Here is a 17,129-nt window from a genome sequence, read left to right on the forward strand (position 1 = left end):
AGGTTCATCGCGGTGAGCGCGACGATGATGAGGACGGCGACGAGCGCCTCGTGGCCGCGGATGACGGTGAAGGCCGACGCCGCGTTCTGCACGCCGGACGAGACCGACACGGCGACGGTGAGGACGTAGTCGACGAGCAGCGCGCTGGCGACGGTGAGCCCGGCCCGCGGCCCGAGGTTGACGCTCGCGACCTCGTAGTCGCCGCCGCCGCTGGGGTAGGCGTGCACGTTCTGGCGGTAGCTCGTGATGACGACCGCCATGACGACGACGACGACGAGCGCGATCTTCCAGGACTGGGTGAGGGCGAGGGTGCCGCCGGCCAGGCCGAGGGTCAGGAGGATCTCGTCGGGCGCGTAGGCGACCGAGGACAGCGCGTCGCTGGCGAAGACCGGCAGCGCGAGCTTCTTGGGCAGGAGGGTCTCCCCCAGCCGGTCGCTGCGCATCGCCCGGCCCACGAGGACACGCTTGACGACACGACCCGGGGTGGACACGGGGACAACTGTAGGCACGCGCGACCCCGCGGGTGCGGCGGTCCCGGACAGCGGTCCCCGCACGCGGACGCCGTAGTAGCGTCGGCGCCGTGCACTTCGTCATCATGGGCTGCGGCCGGGTCGGCGCCTCACTGGCCCGGGCCATCGAGCGCGCGGGCCACGAGGTCGCCGTCATCGACCAGGACGAGAGCGCCTTCCGCCGTCTCGGCACCTCGTTCGAGGGCCGCACCGTCACCGGGGTGGGCTTCGACCGCGACTGCCTGCGGGCCGCCGGCATCGAGGGCGCCTACGCCTTCGCCGCCGTCTCCAGCGGCGACAACTCCAACATCCTCGCCGCCCGCGTCGCCCGCGAGAAGTACGGCGTCGAGCACGTCGTCGCCCGAATCTACGACCCCGGCCGCGCCGAGATCTACCAGCGCCTCGGCATCCCCACCGTCGCGACGGTGAAGTGGACGAGCGACCAGATGCTGCGCCGCCTGCTCCCCCAGGGCCACGTGCCCGAGCACACCGACCCCTCGGGGCGCGTCGTCATCGCCGAGATGCCGGTCTCGGCGGGCTGGATCGGGCACCGGGTGCGTGACATCGAGGACGCCACCGGCGGGCGCATCGCCTACCTCACCCGGCTCGGCGACGGCTTCCTGCCCGGACCCGACACGGTGTACCAGGAGGGCGACCTGCTGCACCTGGCGCTGCTGCGCGACCACCTGGCCGCGGCCGAGCGCGTCCTCGACGCCGCTCCGCCCTCGACCCACTGAGCAAGGGAGGCTGACCCTCATGCGCGTCGTCATCGCCGGAGCCGGCAGCGTCGGGCGGTCCATCGCCCGCGAGCTGCTGCGCAACGGCCACCACGTGCTCCTCGTCGACCGGGACGCCGACGGCGAGCGGGTCTCGAAGGTCCCGGACGCCAGCTGGCTCCAGGCCGACGCCTGCGAGATCGAGGCGCTGTCCGAGGCCGGGCTCGCCGAGTGCGACGTCGTCGTCGCCGCCACCGGCGACGACAAGGTCAACCTCGTCCTGTCCCTGCTGGCCAAGACCGAGTTCGGGGTGCCGCGGACCGTCGCCCGGGTCAACAACCCGAAGAACGAGTGGATGTTCGACGAGGCGTGGGGCGTCGACGTCGCGGTGTCCACCCCCCGGCTCATGACCGCCCTCGTCGAGGAGGCCGTGAGCGTCGGCGACCTCGTGCGGATCTTCGAGTTCCAGCAGGGCCGGGCGATGATGGTCGAGATGACCCTGCCCGTCGGCAGCCCCTACGCCGGCACCCGGGTCGGCGACGTGCCCTTCCCCGGCGACACTGTGCTCACCGGCATCATCCGCGACGGCTCCCCCATCGCCCCGACCCGCGACGACGCGCTCGAGCCGCTGGACGAGCTCCTGTTCGTCACCACCCCCGAGGCCGAGGCCGAGCTCGAGTCGCTGCTCAGCCCCGGCGAGCGGACCAGGCGCGAGGACGACGACGACGGCTGAGCCGGCCGCGGACGCCCCCGAGCTCGTCGACGGGGGCGTCAGCCGGGCGGCGGGACCTTGGGGTCGTCCTCGTCGGCCCCCGGCCCCTCGCCGGGCTCGAGCGGGGTGTGCCCCGACACGAGCATCCAGCCCATGACGGCGACGCCGCCGACCCACAGCGGCCAGCCGAGGACGATCTTCGCGATGCCGAGCAGGGTGACCTGGGCCCCGAGGTACAGGGGGACCATGATCGCGAGCCGCACGACGTAGACGGCGACGAGCACCCAGGTGAGCCGGGCGCAGACACGCACCATCCCCTCGTCGCGGCGCCAGGCGAACGGGTCCTCCTTGGCGCGCGGGTCCCCGGCGCCGACGAGGAACCCGACGAGGGGCCACCGGGCGAGGATCGAGACGACCGTGCCGACGAGGTAGGCGCCGCTGGTGAGGATGCCGGGGAGGAAGGCGTCCTCGGCCCGCCCGGACCGGACGGCGAAGAAGGCCGCGACCGCGGTGGCCACGACCGCCCCGAGCACGTGCTGCAGGGAGGACCGCTGCACGACACGGACGACGGCCAGGACGAGCGCCAGGCCGATCGCGGCCGTCGCCGCCGTCCTCACGTCGTGGTCGGTGACCTGCCAGACGACGACGAAGACGACCGTGGGCAGGGCGGTCTCGATCGAGCCGCGCCACCCGCCGAGGGCCGTCGACAGCCGCTGCCGGATGAGCGCCTCGACCGTCTCGGCCGCCGGCAGACCGGTGGTCGGCGGGTCGGCGGTCACTGCTTCGGGATGATCTCGTACGCGGGGTTGAAGATCGTCGGCACGCCCTTGAACGTCGCCACCCGCCCCCGGGCCCGCACGAACGTCCCCGGCTGGATGCCGCCGATGGCCCGGCGCCCCACCCAGATGAGGTTGACCGAGCCCTTGCCGTCCCAGACCTCGGCGACGAGGGCGGGGACGCTGCGGCGCGGCGGCAGGGTCACGGTGCGGACCGTCCCGCACACGCAGGCCGGGTAGCGCGGCGCGAGCGCCGTGAGGTCGTCGCCGCCCTCCCCGAACGACTGCTCGCGCAGCTCGTCGGCCTCCTGCTCCATCGGGGTCCGCGCGAAGTCGCGGAACCGCTCGCGCAGGCCCATCACCGGACCTCGGTGATCTCGGGGCCGCGCTCGAAGGGGTCGATGTCCGGGGTCTCGTCGTCCTCGCCGGTGGCCTCCTCGGCGGGGGCGGAGTCCTGCGGCAGCTGCAGCGGCAGCATCTCGCGCGGGGCCATGGGCTCGACCCCCCGGACGACGACGACCGAGCGCAGGACCTGGAGCAGCGGCTCGGCCGACGCCTCGTCGATGGCGGCGCGCCCGGAGAGCACCCCACGGAGGAACCAGCGGGGCCCGTCGACCCCGACGAAGGTCGCGGGCGCGAAGACGGTGCGCCCGTCCGGGCCGGCGGACGGCATCCGGGTCTGCAGCGCGACGCCGAGGGCACCGGCCGACTCCTCGACCGTCCCGCCCTGCTTCTCGACCGCCATCGCGATCTCGCGCCGGATGTCGGTCCACAGACCGGAGGAGCGGGGCGCCGCGAAGGCCTGCAGCTGCAAGGCCGACTCGCCGACGACGGCGGTCACGGCGCTCACCTGCTGGGTCTGCTTGTCGACCTCGAGCCGCAGCTCCATGCCCTGGACCCCGCCGACCCACATGGCCCCGAGGTCGATGCGGCCGTCCCGGCCCTCGACCTCGGTGACGTCGAAGGGACCGTCCGCGCGGGAGACCTCCGGGTCCTCGGCCGCGACGTCGTCGCCGGCCGCGTCGTCCTCGTCGTCGGCGGACACCTCGGGGGTCTCCTCGACCTCCTCGGGCGCGACCTCGTCGGTCTCCGGAGCGGCCTTCTTCCTGCGGAAAATGCTCACGTCGGTCTGGTCCTCGGCTGTCGGTCGGTGGGCGGAGGCCCGGGGCGCCGGTCGGGCCGGCGCGCCGGGGGGCTCCAGGCCAGTGTCCCCCCGCGCGCGTCCGGGACGCCAATCCCGGACAGCGCGCGCTCGCTGGGGCCGCTCAGGCCGCGCAGTCCCGGCAGACCAGGACCCCGGAGCTCTCGTCCGCGAGCTGGCTGCGGTGGTGCACGAGGAAGCAGCTCGAGCACGTGAACTCGTCGGCCTGCCGCGGGAGCACCCGCACCGACAGCTCCTCACCGGAGAGGTCGGCCCCGGGCAGCTCGAAGCCCTCGGCCTGCTCGGTCTCGTCGACGTCCACGCTCGACGCGCGCGTGTCGACCCGCCGGTTCTTCAGCTCCTCGATGGAGTCCTCGGAGACCTCGTCGTCGGTCTTGCGCGGTGCGTCGTAGTCGGTCGCCATCGTTGCTGTCCACCCTTCGTCTGACAATCGGCCCTGACAACGCACGACGCCCCGGCTTTGTGCCCGCCTGACCGCATCGTGCGCCGCGAATTGTGCACCATCGCCGGTGCACTCGCCACGTCGGGCTCCCCCTACCCGTCCCTGCGAGGGCGGAAACGGACGAACCCGCAGGTCAGAGGCCCTTCGGCCCCGCGCTCACCGCCGGGACCACGACGTGCTCCCGCGTGAGCCCGCGCACGAGGGCGGCGAAGGCGTCGGCGACGCCCGGCGCCGCGACCCAGGTGAGGTCGCGGTCGGCGACCTCGTCGTCCAGGCCGCCGAGGACCGCCCCGGCCTCCAGCGCGACGAGCTCACCGGCGGCCCGGTCCCACGCGTTGAGACCGGTCTCGTAGTAGGCGTCCAGGCGCCCGCACGCGACGGCGCAGAGGTCGAGTGCCGCGCTGCCGTGCCGGCGGATGTCGCGCACCCGGGGCAGGAGACCGACGAGGGCCCGCGCCTGCCGCTCCCGGTCCCCGGCGTCGTAGCCGAAGCCGGTGCCGACGAGGGAGACGGCGAGGTCGCGGACGTCGGTGACGCGCAGCGGGACCGTGCCGCCGGCGGTCGTGAGCCGGGCGCCGCCCCCGACGTGCGCGCTGTAGGTCTCGCCGAGCGCCGGCGCGAGGACCACGCCGGCCAGGGCCCGCCACGCGCCGGGGGTGCCCGGGTCGCCGACGACGGCCGCCACGGACACCGAGTACTGCGGCACGGCGTAGAGGTAGTTCGTCGTCCCGTCGATGGGGTCGACGACCCACGTGACGCCGCTGCGGCCGCCGCGCCCGCCCTCCTCCTCACCGAGGACGGCGTCGTCCGGGCGGAGGACCGCGAGCCGGTCCAGCAGCAGCTGCTGGCTGCGCCGGTCCATGTCGGTGACGACGTCGGTGCGCGAGGACTTCTCGCTGACCCCGAGGTCGGCCGGGCGTTCGTCGAGGACGAGCCGGCCGGCGGCGGCCGCGACCTCACGGGCGACGTCCTCCAAGACGGCGGGGTCGACCCCGTCCGGCACGGGCACCGGGGCCACGGGTCAGCCGTCCGAGCCGCAGAGCGCCGGCTTGGCCGCGCGCAGGTTCGGGCAGCAGCCGGGGGCGCAGACCGAGGGGCGGACGTCGCCGGGCAGCCACGCGTCGGGGACGACGACCTCGCCACGGGCCTCGGCGGCGCGCTCGAGCAGCAGGTCGACGAGCCCCTCGACGAACACCTCGGACGCGTGCGGCGTCGGCACCCGCACGAACGGCACGCCCACCCGGGCCGCGGTCTCCGCCGCCTCGGTGTCGAGGTCGTGGACGACCTCCATGTGGTCGGAGACGAAGCCGATGGGCACGACGACCACCGGGTCCTCGCCGGCCTCGGCCGCGAGCTCCTCGATGCGGTCGTTGACGTCGGGCTCGAGCCAGGGCTGGCTCGGCGGCCCCGACCGCGAGCAGAAGACGAGCTCGCCGGGCACGGACGTCCCGAGCGCGGCGTTGGCCTCGTCGGTGAGCCGGGCGGCGAGCCGCAGGTGCTGGTCGACGTAGAGGTTGCCCTCGCCGTCCCCCGGCCCGGAGGTGTCGTCCATGGCCTCGGGCACCGAGTGCGTCACGTAGAGGATGCGCGCGCGCCCGGGGTCGGGGAGACCGCGCAGGGCGCCGAGCAGGGCCTCCAGCCAGGCCCGGCCGAGCCCGGTGGAGGTCACGTAGGGCCGGACCTTGTCGACGACGAGGCCGTCGGCGGCCGGGCCCACCTGCTCCAGGGCGGCCGCGAGGTCCTCCCGGTACTGCCGGCAGGAGGAGTAGCAGGAGTACGCGCTGGTGAGGAGGACGACGACCCGGGTCGCGCCGGCGTCCAGGGCCTCGTGCAGGGCATCCGCGAAGAACGGCTCGGAGTTGCGGTTGCCCCAGACGACGGGGACGTCGGCGCCGCGGCGCTCCAGCGCCTCCCGCAGCCGGGCGAGCAGGTCGCGGTTGAGGTCGTTGATGGGGCTGCGCCCGCCGCGGGCGTAGTAGTGCTCCCCGACCGCCTCGAGCCGCTCGTCCGGGATGTTGCGCCCGGCGGTGACGCGCCGAAGGAACGGCATGACCTCCTCGGGGGCCTCGGGACCGCCGAAGGAGCCGAGGAGGACGAGGTCGTAGGGCTCGAGCGGTGCGGTCCCTTCTGGCATGCGCCCACCGTATCCGCAGCATCCGGCGCGTCCCGGCGTGGGCTCCCCGATCCGCGGCCCGCGGAGTGGCATCGTGCAGGGGACGACCACCGACCGGGAGCCCGACATGCGCGACCTTCGCCTCATCGGCGTCCACGAGGACGGGGACCACCTCCTGCTCGGGGATGCCGAGGGTGGCCGGTACCGCCTGACCCTCGACGAGGCCCTGCGCGCCGCGGCCCGGCGCGACCGGCCCCGCCTCGGACAGCTGCAGATCGAGATCGAGGGCGGCATGCGCCCGCGGGAGGTGCAGGCGCTCATCCGCCGCGGCATGTCCGCCGAGGAGGTCGCGGAGCGCGCGGGCTGGACGGTCGAGAAGGTCCGCCGGTTCGAGGGCCCGATCCTCGCCGAGCGCGAGCACGTCGCCCGCAAGGCCCGGGAGTGCGCCGTCGGCAGCCGCGGCGACGCCCCGCTGACGCTCGAGGAGCGCGTCCTGGAGCGCCTGCGCGACCGCGGCGTCGACCGCGACGCCGTCGAGTGGGACTCCGCCCGCGACGCCGAGGGCGTCTGGCAGCTGTCGATGACCTTCGCGGCGGGCGGCCGGCGCCGCACCGCGACCTGGCGCTACGAGCCGCTCGGCGGGTCGGTGGCACCCGCCGACGACGAGGCCCGCTGGCTCAGCGAGGAGTCGACCTCCGGGCTCATCCCCGCCCCGCACCGCGCGCCGACACCCACCGACCTCGACGTCTACGACATCGACGCGGACGGCGGCCTGGAACAGCCCGGTCCGCGGCGCCGCGAGCCGCACGAGCCCATCGACCTCATGGCCGCCATGCGCGAGCACAGCACCCGCGGTCGCCGCTCGCGCCGCCGGCCCTCGCCCGCGCACACCCCCGGCGACGACGGACCCCGCGAGGACGCCCTGCCGCTGGAGGCGCTGGCCGTCGACCCGGCGAGCGCCGGACCGCCGCCCGCCAGCCGGTCGCGCAAGCCGGTGGCCGACCACGTCGGGTCCTCCCCCGACGGCGCCGCGGGCGGACCGGACGGCGCGGACGAGGTCGTCGGCGGCTGGCCCGAGGACGACGAGCAGCCGGCCGCGTCCGGTCCGGACCGCGCCACCGCGCGGGTCGACGACCCCGCCGACGACCCCACTAGCGTCCCGGCGCCGGCCGGGCGCCCCGCGGACGAGAGCGCCGACGAGGACTCCGCCGACGAGGTCGCGGCCTCCCGCTCCCGCGCCGCCGGGCGCAAGGGCCGCCCCAGCGTCCCCAGCTGGGACGACATCGTCTTCGGCACCAAGGGCTCCGGCCCCGCCTGACCTTCGCCGTCCTCCCGTGGACGGGGGTTTGGACCAGCGGGTCCCGGAGGATCGCATCCCCCGCGCCGGTGCCCGGGAGAAGTCCGGGGGGTCAGCCGGCCCGCGGCGGGACGTGGACCAGCGGCACGTCGAGCTCCTCGGGCTCGAGGCCGCCGTGCATGCCGACGAGGTCGAGCAGCTGCTGCCGCATCCGTCCGGAGTCCACGACCGCCAGGTCACCGCTCGAGACGACGACGACGTCCCCGACGCGGGCCAGGTGCTCCGGCTCGACCGGGCCGAACCACCCGGCGGCCACGGCCTGCTCGCGCGAGCGGACCCACGCCCGCTCCCCGAGCCGCTCCGCCCACGCGGCGGCGACGTCGGCCGCGGCGCCGGGCTCGCAGTACACCTGGGTCCCCCGCGGCTCCCCGCCCAGGTGCCGCACCCCGGCGAGCAGGCCGGGCTCGTGGCGCACGTCGACGCGGGTGTCGTGCGGGCAGGCGATCATGCCGTGGTCGGCGGTGACCGTGAGCGAGGCGTCGTCGGGCAGCCCGGCAGCCAGCCGCGCGAGCTCGCGGTCGACCGACTCCAGCTCGGTGGTCCACTCGAAGGTCTCGGGTCCGTGGACGTGCCCGAGCTTGTCGACCTCGCCCCAGTAGAGGTAGACGAGCGCGCGTGGCGCGGACCGGACGGCGCGCAGCGCGGCGTCGACCCGGGCGGCCAGGAGGTCGGCGGCGACGAACCGGCCGCCGCGCAGCGCGGCCCGGGTCAGGCCCGAGCCGTCGAAGAACCCCGGCCCGACGCGCACCACCTCGAGGCCGTCGTCGGCCGCCCGCTGGAACCACGTGCGCCGCGGCTGCCAGCGCTCGGGCACCGGGCCGTCCTCCCAGGACAGCTCGTTGAAGACCCGGTTGGTCTCGGGCACGAGGACCTCGTAGCCGAGCATCCCGTGGCCGCCCGGCGGCAGGCCGGTGCCGAAGGTCCCCATCGACGTCGCGGTCGTGGCCGGGAACCCCGCGGGCAGGGCCCGGGTGCGCTCACGGTGTGAGCGCAGCCACGGCGCGTGCCCGAGCCGCCGGGCCAGCTGGTGGGCCCCGAGGCCGTCGACGAGGACGACGACGCCGCGCCGGGCCGGCGTGAGGCCGAGGTCGGCTCCCCCGCCCCGGTCCTCCCCCGGCACCCCGAGGCTCAGGGCCAGCGAGGGCAGGACGTCGGCGAGGCTGCCCGCGGCGTAGGCCGGGGCGGCGGGCTCCCGCACCCGGGTCAGCCCTGGCCGATGGCGGCCGAGAGGTCCCGGGCGAAGGACAGGGCCCGGTCCAGCTTGTCGTCGCCGTCGGCCGCGGCGGAGATGCGCAGCGCGATGTCGTCGCCGGTGATCGTGCCCTCGTAGCCGTGGTCGGCGTCGCAGTCCGGGTCGCTGCACGAGGCGGGGACGAGGTCGACGCGCGCGACGGTGCCCCAGCCGAGGGTCAGGGTGACCTCGCGGCCGAGGGTGCCCGGGACGTAGGTCTCCGGCTTCTCGACGACGTGGGTGAGCATGACGCCCCGGACCGCGGACAGCGGGATCGACTCCGTCGTCGCCGTCGCGACCTCCTGCGGGGCGGGCGGCTCGTCGGTGTGGTCGTCGGCGTGGGCGATGAGCAGCCGCGTGGGCGTGAGGAGCAGCACGGTGATGTGGCGGCGCACGACGTCGCGGTCGAAGGTCGTCTCGAGGTGGACGAGGTGGTTGTCGATCCGCTCGCTCCCCAGCGCCGCCGCGACGACGTCCGCGACGAGGGCGGGGAAGTAGCCGGCCCGCTCGATCGAGGCGGTGACGTCCGCAGGCAGGACGGGGGCGTGGTGGGCGCTGCTCATGCGCCCATCATGCCGCGCACCGGCGGGCCGGACCTCACGTGAGGGCCCGGCGCCCGGGGTCGATGCGGCGCGGCGCCGGGGCGACGGTGATCTCCGCCCCCAGCACCTCGACCCCGCCGGGGTGGGCGTTCACCGGGTTGAGCACGAGCGAGGCGACCTCGGGCATGTCGTCGGCGAGGACGGAGACCCGCTCGACGAGGTCGGCGAGCGCGGCCCGGTGCACCGGGCTCTGGCCGCGGTAGCCGTGGAGGACGGGCGCGGCCTTGACCGACGACAGCAGCTCGGAGACCGTGACGTCGGTGAGCGGCGGGATCCGGTGGGCGACGTCGTCGAGCAGCTCGGTGGGCAGCCCGGCGACGGAGAAGCCGATGACCGGCCCGAACAGCGGGTCCTCGTCGGAGGTGACGACGCACGGGACGCCCTGCGACGCCATCCGCTGCACGACGAACCGGTCCGCCTGCAGCGGCGCCAGGTGGTCGCTGAGCGCCGACCACGCGGTGCGCAGCGCGACCTCGTCGCCGAGGTCGAGCCGGATGCCGCCGCTGCCGCCCTGGTGGCGCACCATCGGCGCCACGGACTTCAGCACCACCGGCCAGCCGACGCGCTCCGCGGCCGTGAGGGCCTCCTCGACGGTCCCGACCTCGTGCCGCGCCCACACCGGCACCCCGTAGGCCGCGAGCAGCGCCGTCGCCTCGTCCTCGGTGAGACGCCGCCCGCCGGGCTCGGCGGCGAGCACGGTGCCGACGACGTCCTCGGCGATCCGCCGGTTGATGCCCACCGGCGCCACCGGGGTGCCCTGGTCGCGCGCCCGCCACTCGCCGTAGCGGGTGGCGGCGGCGAGGGCGCGGACGGCGTCCTCGGGCATGGCGTAGACGGGGATGGGGCGGCCGCTGCCGCCGCTGTCCTTGACCGACGCGTGCCCGTCGTCGACGCCCCGCAGGCCGAGGAAGGTCGCCGCGCACGGCTTGTCCGCGCCGACGGCGGCGTCCCGCACGGCGGCGGCCACGTCGTCGTCCCCGGTGGCCAGCGGCGGGATGAAGCCGACGAGGACGGAGTCGACGTCCTCGTCGGCGAAGGCGTCCTGGAGGGCGCTGCGGAAGTCCTCGGCGGTCGCCTCGCTGGGCAGGGTCACCGGTCCGTGCGCGACCTCGAGGTCCCAGCTCGTGCAGGCGTCGGCGGTCAGCGCGCCGAGCGCGTGGGAGTTGACGACGACCGCGACCCGCGACCCGCGCGGCAGCGGCTGGTGGACGACGAGCTGGGCGACGTCGAAGAGCTGGTGGACGTTCTCGACCCGGATGACGCCTGCCTGCTTGAGCATGGCCTGGAACACCTCGGGGCGGGCCTGGGTCTCCCGCACGGTGTGGCCGGCCGGGACGCCGAACCGCGAGACGCCGGACTTGACGACGATGACGGGCTTGACGAGCGCGAGCTTGCGGGCGATCCGGGAGAACTTGCGCGGGTTGCCCATCGACTCCAGGTAGAGGCCGACGGCGTCGGTGGAGTCGTCGTCGATCCAGTACTGCATGAAGTCGTTGCCGGACACGTCGGCGCGGTTGCCGGCCGAGCCGAAGGTCGAGATCCCGAGGTTGCGCCGGGCGGCCGAGGCCAGGACGGCGATGCCGAGGGCGCCGGACTGGGAGAAGAGCCCGAGCCGGCCGGGCGGCGGCAGGGTCGGCGCGAGCGTGGCGTTGAGGCGCACCGCGGGGTCGTTGTTGATGACCCCGAAGGAGTTGGGCCCGACGACCCGCATGCCCGAGCGCCGCGCGCGGCGGACGAGCTCGGCCTGCAGCGCCACGCCCTCCGGTCCGGACTCGGCGAAGCCGGAGGACACGACGAGCAGCGCCTTGACCCCGGCCTCGGCGCACTCGTCGACGACGTCGAGGACCGCGGGCGCCGGCACGGCGACGACCGCGAGGTCGACCTGCCCCGGCACCTCCGTCACCGACGGGTAGGCGGTGCGCCGCCGCAGCTTGCGGGCGTTCGGGTTGACCGGGACGACCCGGCCGGTGAACCCGGAGTCGACGAGCCGGTCCATGAGCTGCCCGCCGAAGGTGTCCTGGTTCCGGCTGGCGCCGACGACGGCGATCGTCTCCGGGGTGAGCAGCGTGCGTAGGCTCTGCGACTCGGAGCGGTGCTCCCGGCTCATCTCGACCGCCCGCGAGCGGTCCGTGGGCTCGATGTCGAAGCCGACCTCGACGACCCCGTCCTCGACGCGCCGGGCCACCTCGTAGCCGGCGTCGGAGAACACCGCGAGCATCCGCCGGTTCTGCGGCAGCACCTCCGCGGTGAAGCGGGCGATGCCGAGGTCGCGGGCGATGGCGGCGAGGTGCTCCAGGAGGACCGAGCCGATGCCCTTGCCCTGGTAGTGGTCGCTGATGTTGAAGGCCACCTCGGCGCTCTGGGGGTCGATCCGGTCGAAGCGGCCGATGCCGATGATCTCGTCGCGCATCGTCACGACGAGCGCCACCCGGTCGCTGTAGTCGACGTTCGTGAACCGGTGGACGTCGGAGTCCGAGAGCCGGCGCAGCGGGGCGAAGAAGCGCAGGTAGATGGACTCGTCGGACTGCGCGGCGTGGAAGCGGTGCACCCCGCCGGCGTCGTCGGGGCGGATGGGACGCAGCGCCGCGACGGTGCCGTCGCGCAGGACGACGTCGGCCTCCCACGAGCGCGGGTAGCCCGGGGGCACGCTCCCGTCCGCCATGGCCGTCATCCTCCCATCCGCACGTGACATCGGGATGACGGGCACACTATGCGCCGTGGAGCTGCGTGACGCCGTCCGGAGGCGACGGATGGTCCGTCGCTTCGACCCCTCGCGACCCGTGCGGCCGGGGGTGGTCGACTCGCTGCTGGCCCTCGCGGTCCGGGCGCCGAGCGCCGGGTTCAGCCAGGGCTGGGACTTCGTCGTCCTCGACGCGGCCGCCGACCGGGACCGGTTCTGGGCCGCGGCCACCCAGCCCGACCGGCGGGACGCCTGGCTCCAGGGCGTGTCGGCGGCGCCGGTGCTCCTCCTCTGCCTCTCCGACCCGGCCGCCTACCTCGACCGCTACGCCGAGCCGGACAAGGGCTGGGCCGACCGCGCCCCCGAGCGCTGGCCGGTGCCCTACTGGGACACCGACGTCGCGATGGCGGCGATGATCCTCCTGCTCGGGGCCGAGGACGCCCGGCTCGGGGCCCTCTTCTTCGGCGTGCCGGCCGGCCGGCACGACGCCGTCAAGGCCGCGTTCGACGTGCCCGACGGGCGCCGGATCGTCGGGGTCGTCGCCCTCGGGCACGAGGCGGAGCGCTCCTCCGGCTCGGCCCGCACCCGGCGGCGCCGCCCGCTGGCCGAGGTGGTCCACCACGGCCGGTTCGGAGTGTCGTCGTGGAGCCCGCCGACCCGTTCGTGATGATGGAGCAGCCCGTGCCGGGGAGCGTCCCGGCCCCGACGACCCGCAGAGACCCGCCATGAGCCCCCGCAGCAGCACCCCTCCCCCGCCCGAGGACGGCGTCGGCCGGGTCGTCGACATCGACGTCGAGGACGAGATGCGGACGGCGTTCCTCGAGTACTCCTACAGCGTCATCTACTCCCGGGCGCTGCCGGACGCCCGGGACGGCCTCAAGCCGGTGCAGCGGCGGATCCTCTACGGGATGTCCGAGCTCGGGCTGCGCCCGGACCGCCCGCACGTGAAGTCCAGCCGGGTCGTCGGCGAGGTCATGGGCAAGTACCACCCGCACGGCGACGGTGCGATCTACGACGCCCTGGTCCGGCTGGCCCAGCCCTTCACGATGCGTCTGCCGCTCGTGGACGGGCACGGCAACTTCGGCTCCCTCGACGACGGCCCGGCGGCCTCCCGGTACACCGAGGCCCGGATGGCGCCGGCCGCGCTGCTCATGGTGACGAGCCTGGACGAGGAGACCGTCGACTTCGTCCCCAACTACGACGACTCCCTGACCCAGCCCGGCGTCCTGCCCGCCGCGTTCCCCAACCTCCTCGTCAACGGCGCCTCAGGCATCGCCGTCGGGATGGCGACGAACATGGCCCCGCACAACCTCGTCGAGGTCATCGGCGCCGCCCGCCACCTGCTGGAGCACCCGGACTGCTCGCTGGACGACCTCATGCGCTTCGTCCCCGGCCCCGACCTGCCCGGCGGCGGGCGGATCGTCGGCCTCGAGGGGATCCGCGACGCCTACCTCACCGGCCGCGGGTCCTTCCGCACCCGCGCGACGGCCCGCATCGAGAAGGTCACCGCCCGGCGCACCGGCATCGTCGTCACCGAGCTGCCCTACCTCGTCGGGCCCGAGAAGGTCATCGAGCGGATCAAGGTGCTCGTCCAGGGCAAGAAGCTCCAGGGCATCAGCGACGTCAAGGACCTCACCGACCGCAAGAACGGCATGCGCCTGGTCATCGAGGTCAAGAACGGCTTCCACGCCGAGGCCGTCCTGGAGCAGCTGTACAAGCTGACCCCGATGGAGGACTCCTTCGGCATCAACGCCGTCGCCCTCGTCGACGGCCAGCCGCAGACCCTGGGCCTGAAGGAGCTGCTGCGGGTCTTCGTCGACTTCCGCACCGGCGTCGTGCGCGCCCGCACCGAGTACCGCCTGGCGCGCCGGCGGGCCCGCCTGCACCTCGTCGAGGGCCTGCTCGTCGCCATCCTCGACATCGACGAGGTCATCCAGCTCATCCGCTCCAGCGACGACGCCGCCGCCGCCAAGGAGCGCCTCGTCTCCGTCTTCGACCTCTCCGACGCCCAGGCCGAGTACATCCTCGAGCTCCAGCTGCGGCGCCTCACGAAGTTCTCGCGCATCGAGCTCGAGGCCGAGCGCGACGAGCTCCGGCGCCTCATCGAGGAGCTCGAGGCGATCCTCGCCGACGAGACGCTCCTCCGCAGGACGGTCTCCACCGAGCTCGCCGACGTCGCGAAGGCCCACGGCACCCCCCGCCGCACCGTCCTGCTGGAGTCCGCCGGCACGCCGCTCACGCGCACCACCCCCCTCGAGGTCGCCGACGACCCGTGCTGGGTGCTGCTGTCGTCCACCGGGCTGCTGGCCCGGACCTCCGACGCCGACCCGGTCCCCACCGAGGGACCCCGCGCGACGCACGACGCCGTCGTCGGCGCGGTCCGCACGACGGCGCGCGGCGACGTCGGCCTCGTCACCTCGCGCGGCCGGATGGTCCGCGTGTCGGCGCTCGAGCTGCCCGCGCTGCCGCCGCTCGGCGCGGCCCCGAGCCTGTCCGGCGGGGCGCCGCTCGCGGTCTTCGTCGACCTGCCGCGCGGCGAGGAGCCGCTGACGATCGTGCCCCTGGACGACGACGGCCCCGGGGTCGCGCTGGGCACGGCGCAGGGCGTCGTGAAGCGGGTCACGACCGACTACCCCGGCCGCGCCGACTGGGAGGCCATCGCGCTCAAGGACGGCGACTCCGTCGTCGGGGCCGCCGCGCTGCGCGACGGCGAGGAGGACCTCGTCTTCGTCACCAGCGACGCCCAGCTGCTGCGCTTCCCCGCCTCGGCGGTCCGTCCGCAGGGCCGCGCCGCCGGCGGCATGGCCGGGGTCCGGCTGGCACCGGGGGCGTCGGTCGTCTTCTTCGGCGCCGTCGACCCCGCCGCGGACAACGTCGTCGTCACCTCGTCGGGGTCCTCCGGCGCGCTCCCGGGCACCCAGGGCGGGTCGCTCAAGGTCGCCCCGTACGCCGAGTACCCCGCCAAGGGCCGCGGCACCGGCGGGGTGCGGGCCCACCGCTTCCTGCGCGGTGAGGACGCCCTCGTCCTGGCCTGGGTGGGCGCCCGGCCGGCCCGGGCCGCCGGACCCGGCGGCGTCGCGGTGGAGCTCCCCGCCGCGACCGGCCGGCGCGACGGGTCGGGCACCCCGCAGGCCAGCGTCGTCGCCGGTGTCGGGGCGCCGGTCCGCCCGCCCGCCTGACCCCGGATCCGCCTGCGGCACAGCCGTTCCCGTCGTCCACGGCGAAACCGTGGCGTGGCCGTGACCGTCGTGTTACGCAATCGTTACCGCCCCACGCTCGACCGGACGTTGCGCTCGGTGCGTAAGCGCTTTTACGTTATGCCCGGTTCCCCTCACCGCCGAGGCGCTCCCGCCTCGGTGACCCAGTTGAAATGGAGGCGGGCAATGGCCCTCATCACGACGCGAAAGGTGCTGGCCGTCGCAGGCGTGGCCGCCCTGTCGCTCACCACCGCCGCGTGCGGTTCCAGCTCGGACGGCGGCGGCGGCAGCGAGTCGACCGGTCCGGACACCACGGACTACAGCGACTGGTGCGGCATGAAGTCCGAGCTCCAGGGCAAGTCGGTGAGCATCTACACCTCGATCGTCACGCCCGAGGACGCCTCGCACAAGGCGTCCTACAAGGAGTTCGAGGACTGCACCGGTGTGAAGATCAACTACGAGGGCGACAAGGACTTCGAGAAGAACCTCCCGCAGCGCGCCCAGAGCGGCAACCTGCCGGACATCGCGTTCATCCCGCAGCCCGGCCTGCTCCAGACGATGGTCGACACCGGCCTGGCCATCCCGGCCAGCGAGACCGTGGGCAAGGAGGTCGACGAGTACTTCGGCGAGGACTGGCGCAAGTACGGGTCGGTCGACGACGAGCTCTACGCCGCCCCGCTCGGCGCCAACGTCAAGTCCTACGTCTGGTACTCGCCGAAGATGTTCAAGGACAAGGGCTACGAGGTCCCCACGACGTGGGACGACCTCATGAGCCTCACCGAGAAGATCGCCGCCGACGACCCGGGCGCCAAGCCCTGGTGCGCCGGCTTCGGCTCGGGCACGGCCACCGGCTGGCCGGGCACCGACTGGCTCGAGGACGTCCTGCTCCGCACGGCGGGCCCGGACGTCTACGACCAGTGGGTCGACCACTCGATCCCCTTCAACGACCCGAAGGTCTCCGAGGCCCTCGGCAAGGTCGCGGCCATCCTCAAGGACCCGAAGTACACCAACGGCGGCTTCGGTGACCCCTCGACGATCGCGACGACGCAGTTCCAGGACGGCGGCCAGCCGATCCTCAAGAACAAGTGCTACATGCACCGTCAGGCCTCGTTCTACGCCTCGAACTGGCCCGAGGGCACCAAGGTCGCCGAGGACGGCGACGTGTGGGCCTTCTACCTGCCGAGCGTCGACGAGAGCAGCAAGCCGGTCCTCGGCGGTGGCGAGTTCGTCGCCACCTTCCGTGACGCCCCCGAGGTCAAGGCCTTCGCGGCGTTCCTCGCCTCCCCCGACTGGGCCAACGCCAAGGCCAAGGCCACGAAGGGCGGCGGCTGGGTCAGCGCCAACAAGGGCCTCGAGGTGAAGAACCTCGTCTCCCCGATCGACCAGCAGTCGGCGGAGATCCTCCAGGACCCGAAGGCCGTCTTCCGCTTCGACGGCTCGGACATGATGCCGAGCGCCGTCGGTGCGGGCACCTTCTGGACGCAGATGACCAACTGGGTCAAGGGTCAGGACGACAAGACCACCCTCGACAACATCGAGCAGTCCTGGCCGCAGAACTGACCAGGTCCTGACCGTCAGCACCGCGGCGGCGGGCGGGGCGCCCACGCGCTCCGCCCCCCCCCGGCGACTGAC

At 74.5% G+C, this 17,129-nt stretch carries 16 protein-coding genes; 6 read left to right on the forward strand and 10 right to left on the reverse strand.

Translation table 11 applies throughout. From position 1 onward, the window contains the following. On the reverse strand, nt 1-443 hold a 443-nt coding region (locus EPD83_RS16175), incomplete at its 3' end, for an amino acid permease (RefSeq protein WP_165566865.1). A 137-nt stretch (nt 444-580) separates the two neighbouring features. On the opposite strand from EPD83_RS16175, the gene EPD83_RS16180 reads away from it, so the two are divergent. Together EPD83_RS16180 and EPD83_RS16185 are read left to right on the forward strand one after the other, a co-directional pair. Next, entirely contained in the window at nt 581-1,246 is a 666-nt protein-coding gene (locus EPD83_RS16180) for a potassium channel family protein (RefSeq protein WP_128365769.1), read from the forward strand. 19 nt (nt 1,247-1,265) lie between these two features. Beyond that, a complete protein-coding gene (locus EPD83_RS16185) occupies nt 1,266-1,958 on the forward strand; it encodes a potassium channel family protein (protein ID WP_128365768.1) in 693 nt (230 codons plus the stop codon). 38 nt (nt 1,959-1,996) lie between these two features. Here EPD83_RS16185 and EPD83_RS16190 read toward each other — a convergent pair whose 3' ends face one another. The 6 genes from EPD83_RS16190 to EPD83_RS16215 form a co-directional block, all read right to left on the reverse strand. After that, complete coding sequence (locus EPD83_RS16190) at nt 1,997-2,716, reverse strand: DUF3159 domain-containing protein (RefSeq protein WP_165566859.1); 720 nt, start codon at nt 2,714-2,716, stop codon at nt 1,997-1,999. After that, entirely contained in the window at nt 2,713-3,072 is a 360-nt protein-coding gene (locus tag EPD83_RS16195) for an OB-fold nucleic acid binding domain-containing protein (RefSeq protein WP_128365766.1), read from the reverse strand. The genes EPD83_RS16190 and EPD83_RS16195 overlap by 4 nt, the downstream gene beginning before the upstream one ends. Beyond that, entirely contained in the window at nt 3,072-3,836 is a 765-nt protein-coding gene (locus EPD83_RS16200; RefSeq protein ID WP_165566860.1) for a DUF3710 domain-containing protein, read from the reverse strand. The genes EPD83_RS16195 and EPD83_RS16200 overlap by 1 nt, the downstream gene beginning before the upstream one ends. 142 nt (nt 3,837-3,978) lie before the next feature. After that, entirely contained in the window at nt 3,979-4,278 is a 300-nt protein-coding gene (locus tag EPD83_RS16205; RefSeq protein ID WP_128368456.1) for a DUF4193 domain-containing protein, read from the reverse strand. Nucleotides 4,279-4,450: 172 nt separating this feature from the next. Continuing rightward, nucleotides 4,451-5,335 carry an inositol monophosphatase family protein gene (locus tag EPD83_RS16210; protein WP_165566861.1) on the reverse strand — a complete coding sequence of 295 codons (885 nt, stop codon included), beginning with the start codon at nt 5,333-5,335 and terminating at the stop codon, nt 4,451-4,453. Between the two features lie 3 nt (nt 5,336-5,338). Further along, nucleotides 5,339-6,451 carry a ferrochelatase gene (locus tag EPD83_RS16215; protein WP_128368451.1) on the reverse strand — a complete coding sequence of 371 codons (1,113 nt, stop codon included), beginning with the start codon at nt 6,449-6,451 and terminating at the stop codon, nt 5,339-5,341. A 106-nt stretch (nt 6,452-6,557) separates the two neighbouring features. Here EPD83_RS16215 and sepH point away from each other — a divergent pair, with 106 nt between their 5' ends. Next, nucleotides 6,558-7,748 (forward strand): septation protein SepH, encoded by a 1,191-nt coding sequence (gene sepH, locus EPD83_RS16220; protein WP_165566862.1) that lies wholly within the window; start codon nt 6,558-6,560, stop codon nt 7,746-7,748. Between the two features lie 91 nt (nt 7,749-7,839). Here the strand turns inward: sepH and EPD83_RS16225 are convergent, their stop codons facing one another. The 3 genes from EPD83_RS16225 to EPD83_RS16235 are packed head-to-tail and all read right to left on the reverse strand — an operon-like array spanning nt 7,840 to nt 12,282. Next, nucleotides 7,840-8,985 carry an alkaline phosphatase family protein gene (locus EPD83_RS16225; protein WP_165566863.1) on the reverse strand — a complete coding sequence of 382 codons (1,146 nt, stop codon included), beginning with the start codon at nt 8,983-8,985 and terminating at the stop codon, nt 7,840-7,842. 5 nt (nt 8,986-8,990) lie between these two features. Continuing rightward, nucleotides 8,991-9,581, reverse strand: coding sequence for a DUF5998 family protein (locus tag EPD83_RS16230; RefSeq protein WP_128367719.1), 591 nt, complete (start codon nt 9,579-9,581; stop codon nt 8,991-8,993). A gap of 34 nt (nt 9,582-9,615) precedes the next feature. After that, on the reverse strand, nt 9,616-12,282 hold the full coding sequence (locus EPD83_RS16235; RefSeq protein ID WP_165566864.1) for a bifunctional acetate--CoA ligase family protein/GNAT family N-acetyltransferase: 2,667 nt from the start codon (nt 12,280-12,282) through the stop codon (nt 9,616-9,618). 55 nt (nt 12,283-12,337) lie between these two features. Between EPD83_RS16235 and EPD83_RS16240 the strand changes: the two genes are divergently transcribed. The 3 genes from EPD83_RS16240 to EPD83_RS16250 all read left to right on the forward strand — a co-directional run bounded on the left by EPD83_RS16240 (nt 12,338) and on the right by EPD83_RS16250 (nt 17,057). Beyond that, the gene (locus tag EPD83_RS16240; RefSeq protein ID WP_128365274.1) at nt 12,338-12,967 is read left to right on the forward strand and encodes a nitroreductase family protein; all 630 of its coding nucleotides are present in this window, start codon (nt 12,338-12,340) and stop codon (nt 12,965-12,967) included. 58 nt (nt 12,968-13,025) lie between these two features. After that, nucleotides 13,026-15,479, forward strand: a complete 2,454-nt coding sequence (locus EPD83_RS16245; protein WP_128365275.1) for a DNA gyrase/topoisomerase IV subunit A — start codon at nt 13,026-13,028, stop codon at nt 15,477-15,479. Between the two features lie 204 nt (nt 15,480-15,683). Further along, complete coding sequence (locus tag EPD83_RS16250; RefSeq protein ID WP_128365276.1) at nt 15,684-17,057, forward strand: ABC transporter substrate-binding protein; 1,374 nt, start codon at nt 15,684-15,686, stop codon at nt 17,055-17,057. Nucleotides 17,058-17,129 lie beyond the last annotated feature (72 nt).

Source organism: Phycicoccus flavus (genome assembly GCF_004025965.2).
Classification (GTDB): Bacteria; Actinomycetota; Actinomycetes; order Actinomycetales; family Dermatophilaceae; genus Phycicoccus; species Phycicoccus flavus.

What these genes read in the sequence shown, in the direction of transcription:
- EPD83_RS16185 (WP_128365768.1), top strand. Translation starts at nt 1,266, where the DNA reads ATGCGCGTCGTCATCGCCGGAGCCGGCAGCGTCGGGCGGTCCATCGCC.
- EPD83_RS16195 (WP_128365766.1), bottom strand. Translation starts at nt 3,072, where the DNA reads ATGGGCCTGCGCGAGCGGTTCCGCGACTTCGCGCGGACCCCGATGGAG.
- EPD83_RS16205 (WP_128368456.1), bottom strand. Translation starts at nt 4,278, where the DNA reads ATGGCGACCGACTACGACGCACCGCGCAAGACCGACGACGAGGTCTCC.
- EPD83_RS16215 (WP_128368451.1), bottom strand. Translation starts at nt 6,451, where the DNA reads ATGCCAGAAGGGACCGCACCGCTCGAGCCCTACGACCTCGTCCTCCTC.
- sepH (WP_165566862.1), top strand. Translation starts at nt 6,558, where the DNA reads ATGCGCGACCTTCGCCTCATCGGCGTCCACGAGGACGGGGACCACCTC.
- EPD83_RS16230 (WP_128367719.1), bottom strand. Translation starts at nt 9,581, where the DNA reads ATGAGCAGCGCCCACCACGCCCCCGTCCTGCCTGCGGACGTCACCGCC.
- EPD83_RS16235 (WP_165566864.1), bottom strand. Translation starts at nt 12,282, where the DNA reads ATGGCGGACGGGAGCGTGCCCCCGGGCTACCCGCGCTCGTGGGAGGCC.
- EPD83_RS16245 (WP_128365275.1), top strand. Translation starts at nt 13,026, where the DNA reads ATGAGCCCCCGCAGCAGCACCCCTCCCCCGCCCGAGGACGGCGTCGGC.
- EPD83_RS16250 (WP_128365276.1), top strand. Translation starts at nt 15,684, where the DNA reads ATGGCCCTCATCACGACGCGAAAGGTGCTGGCCGTCGCAGGCGTGGCC.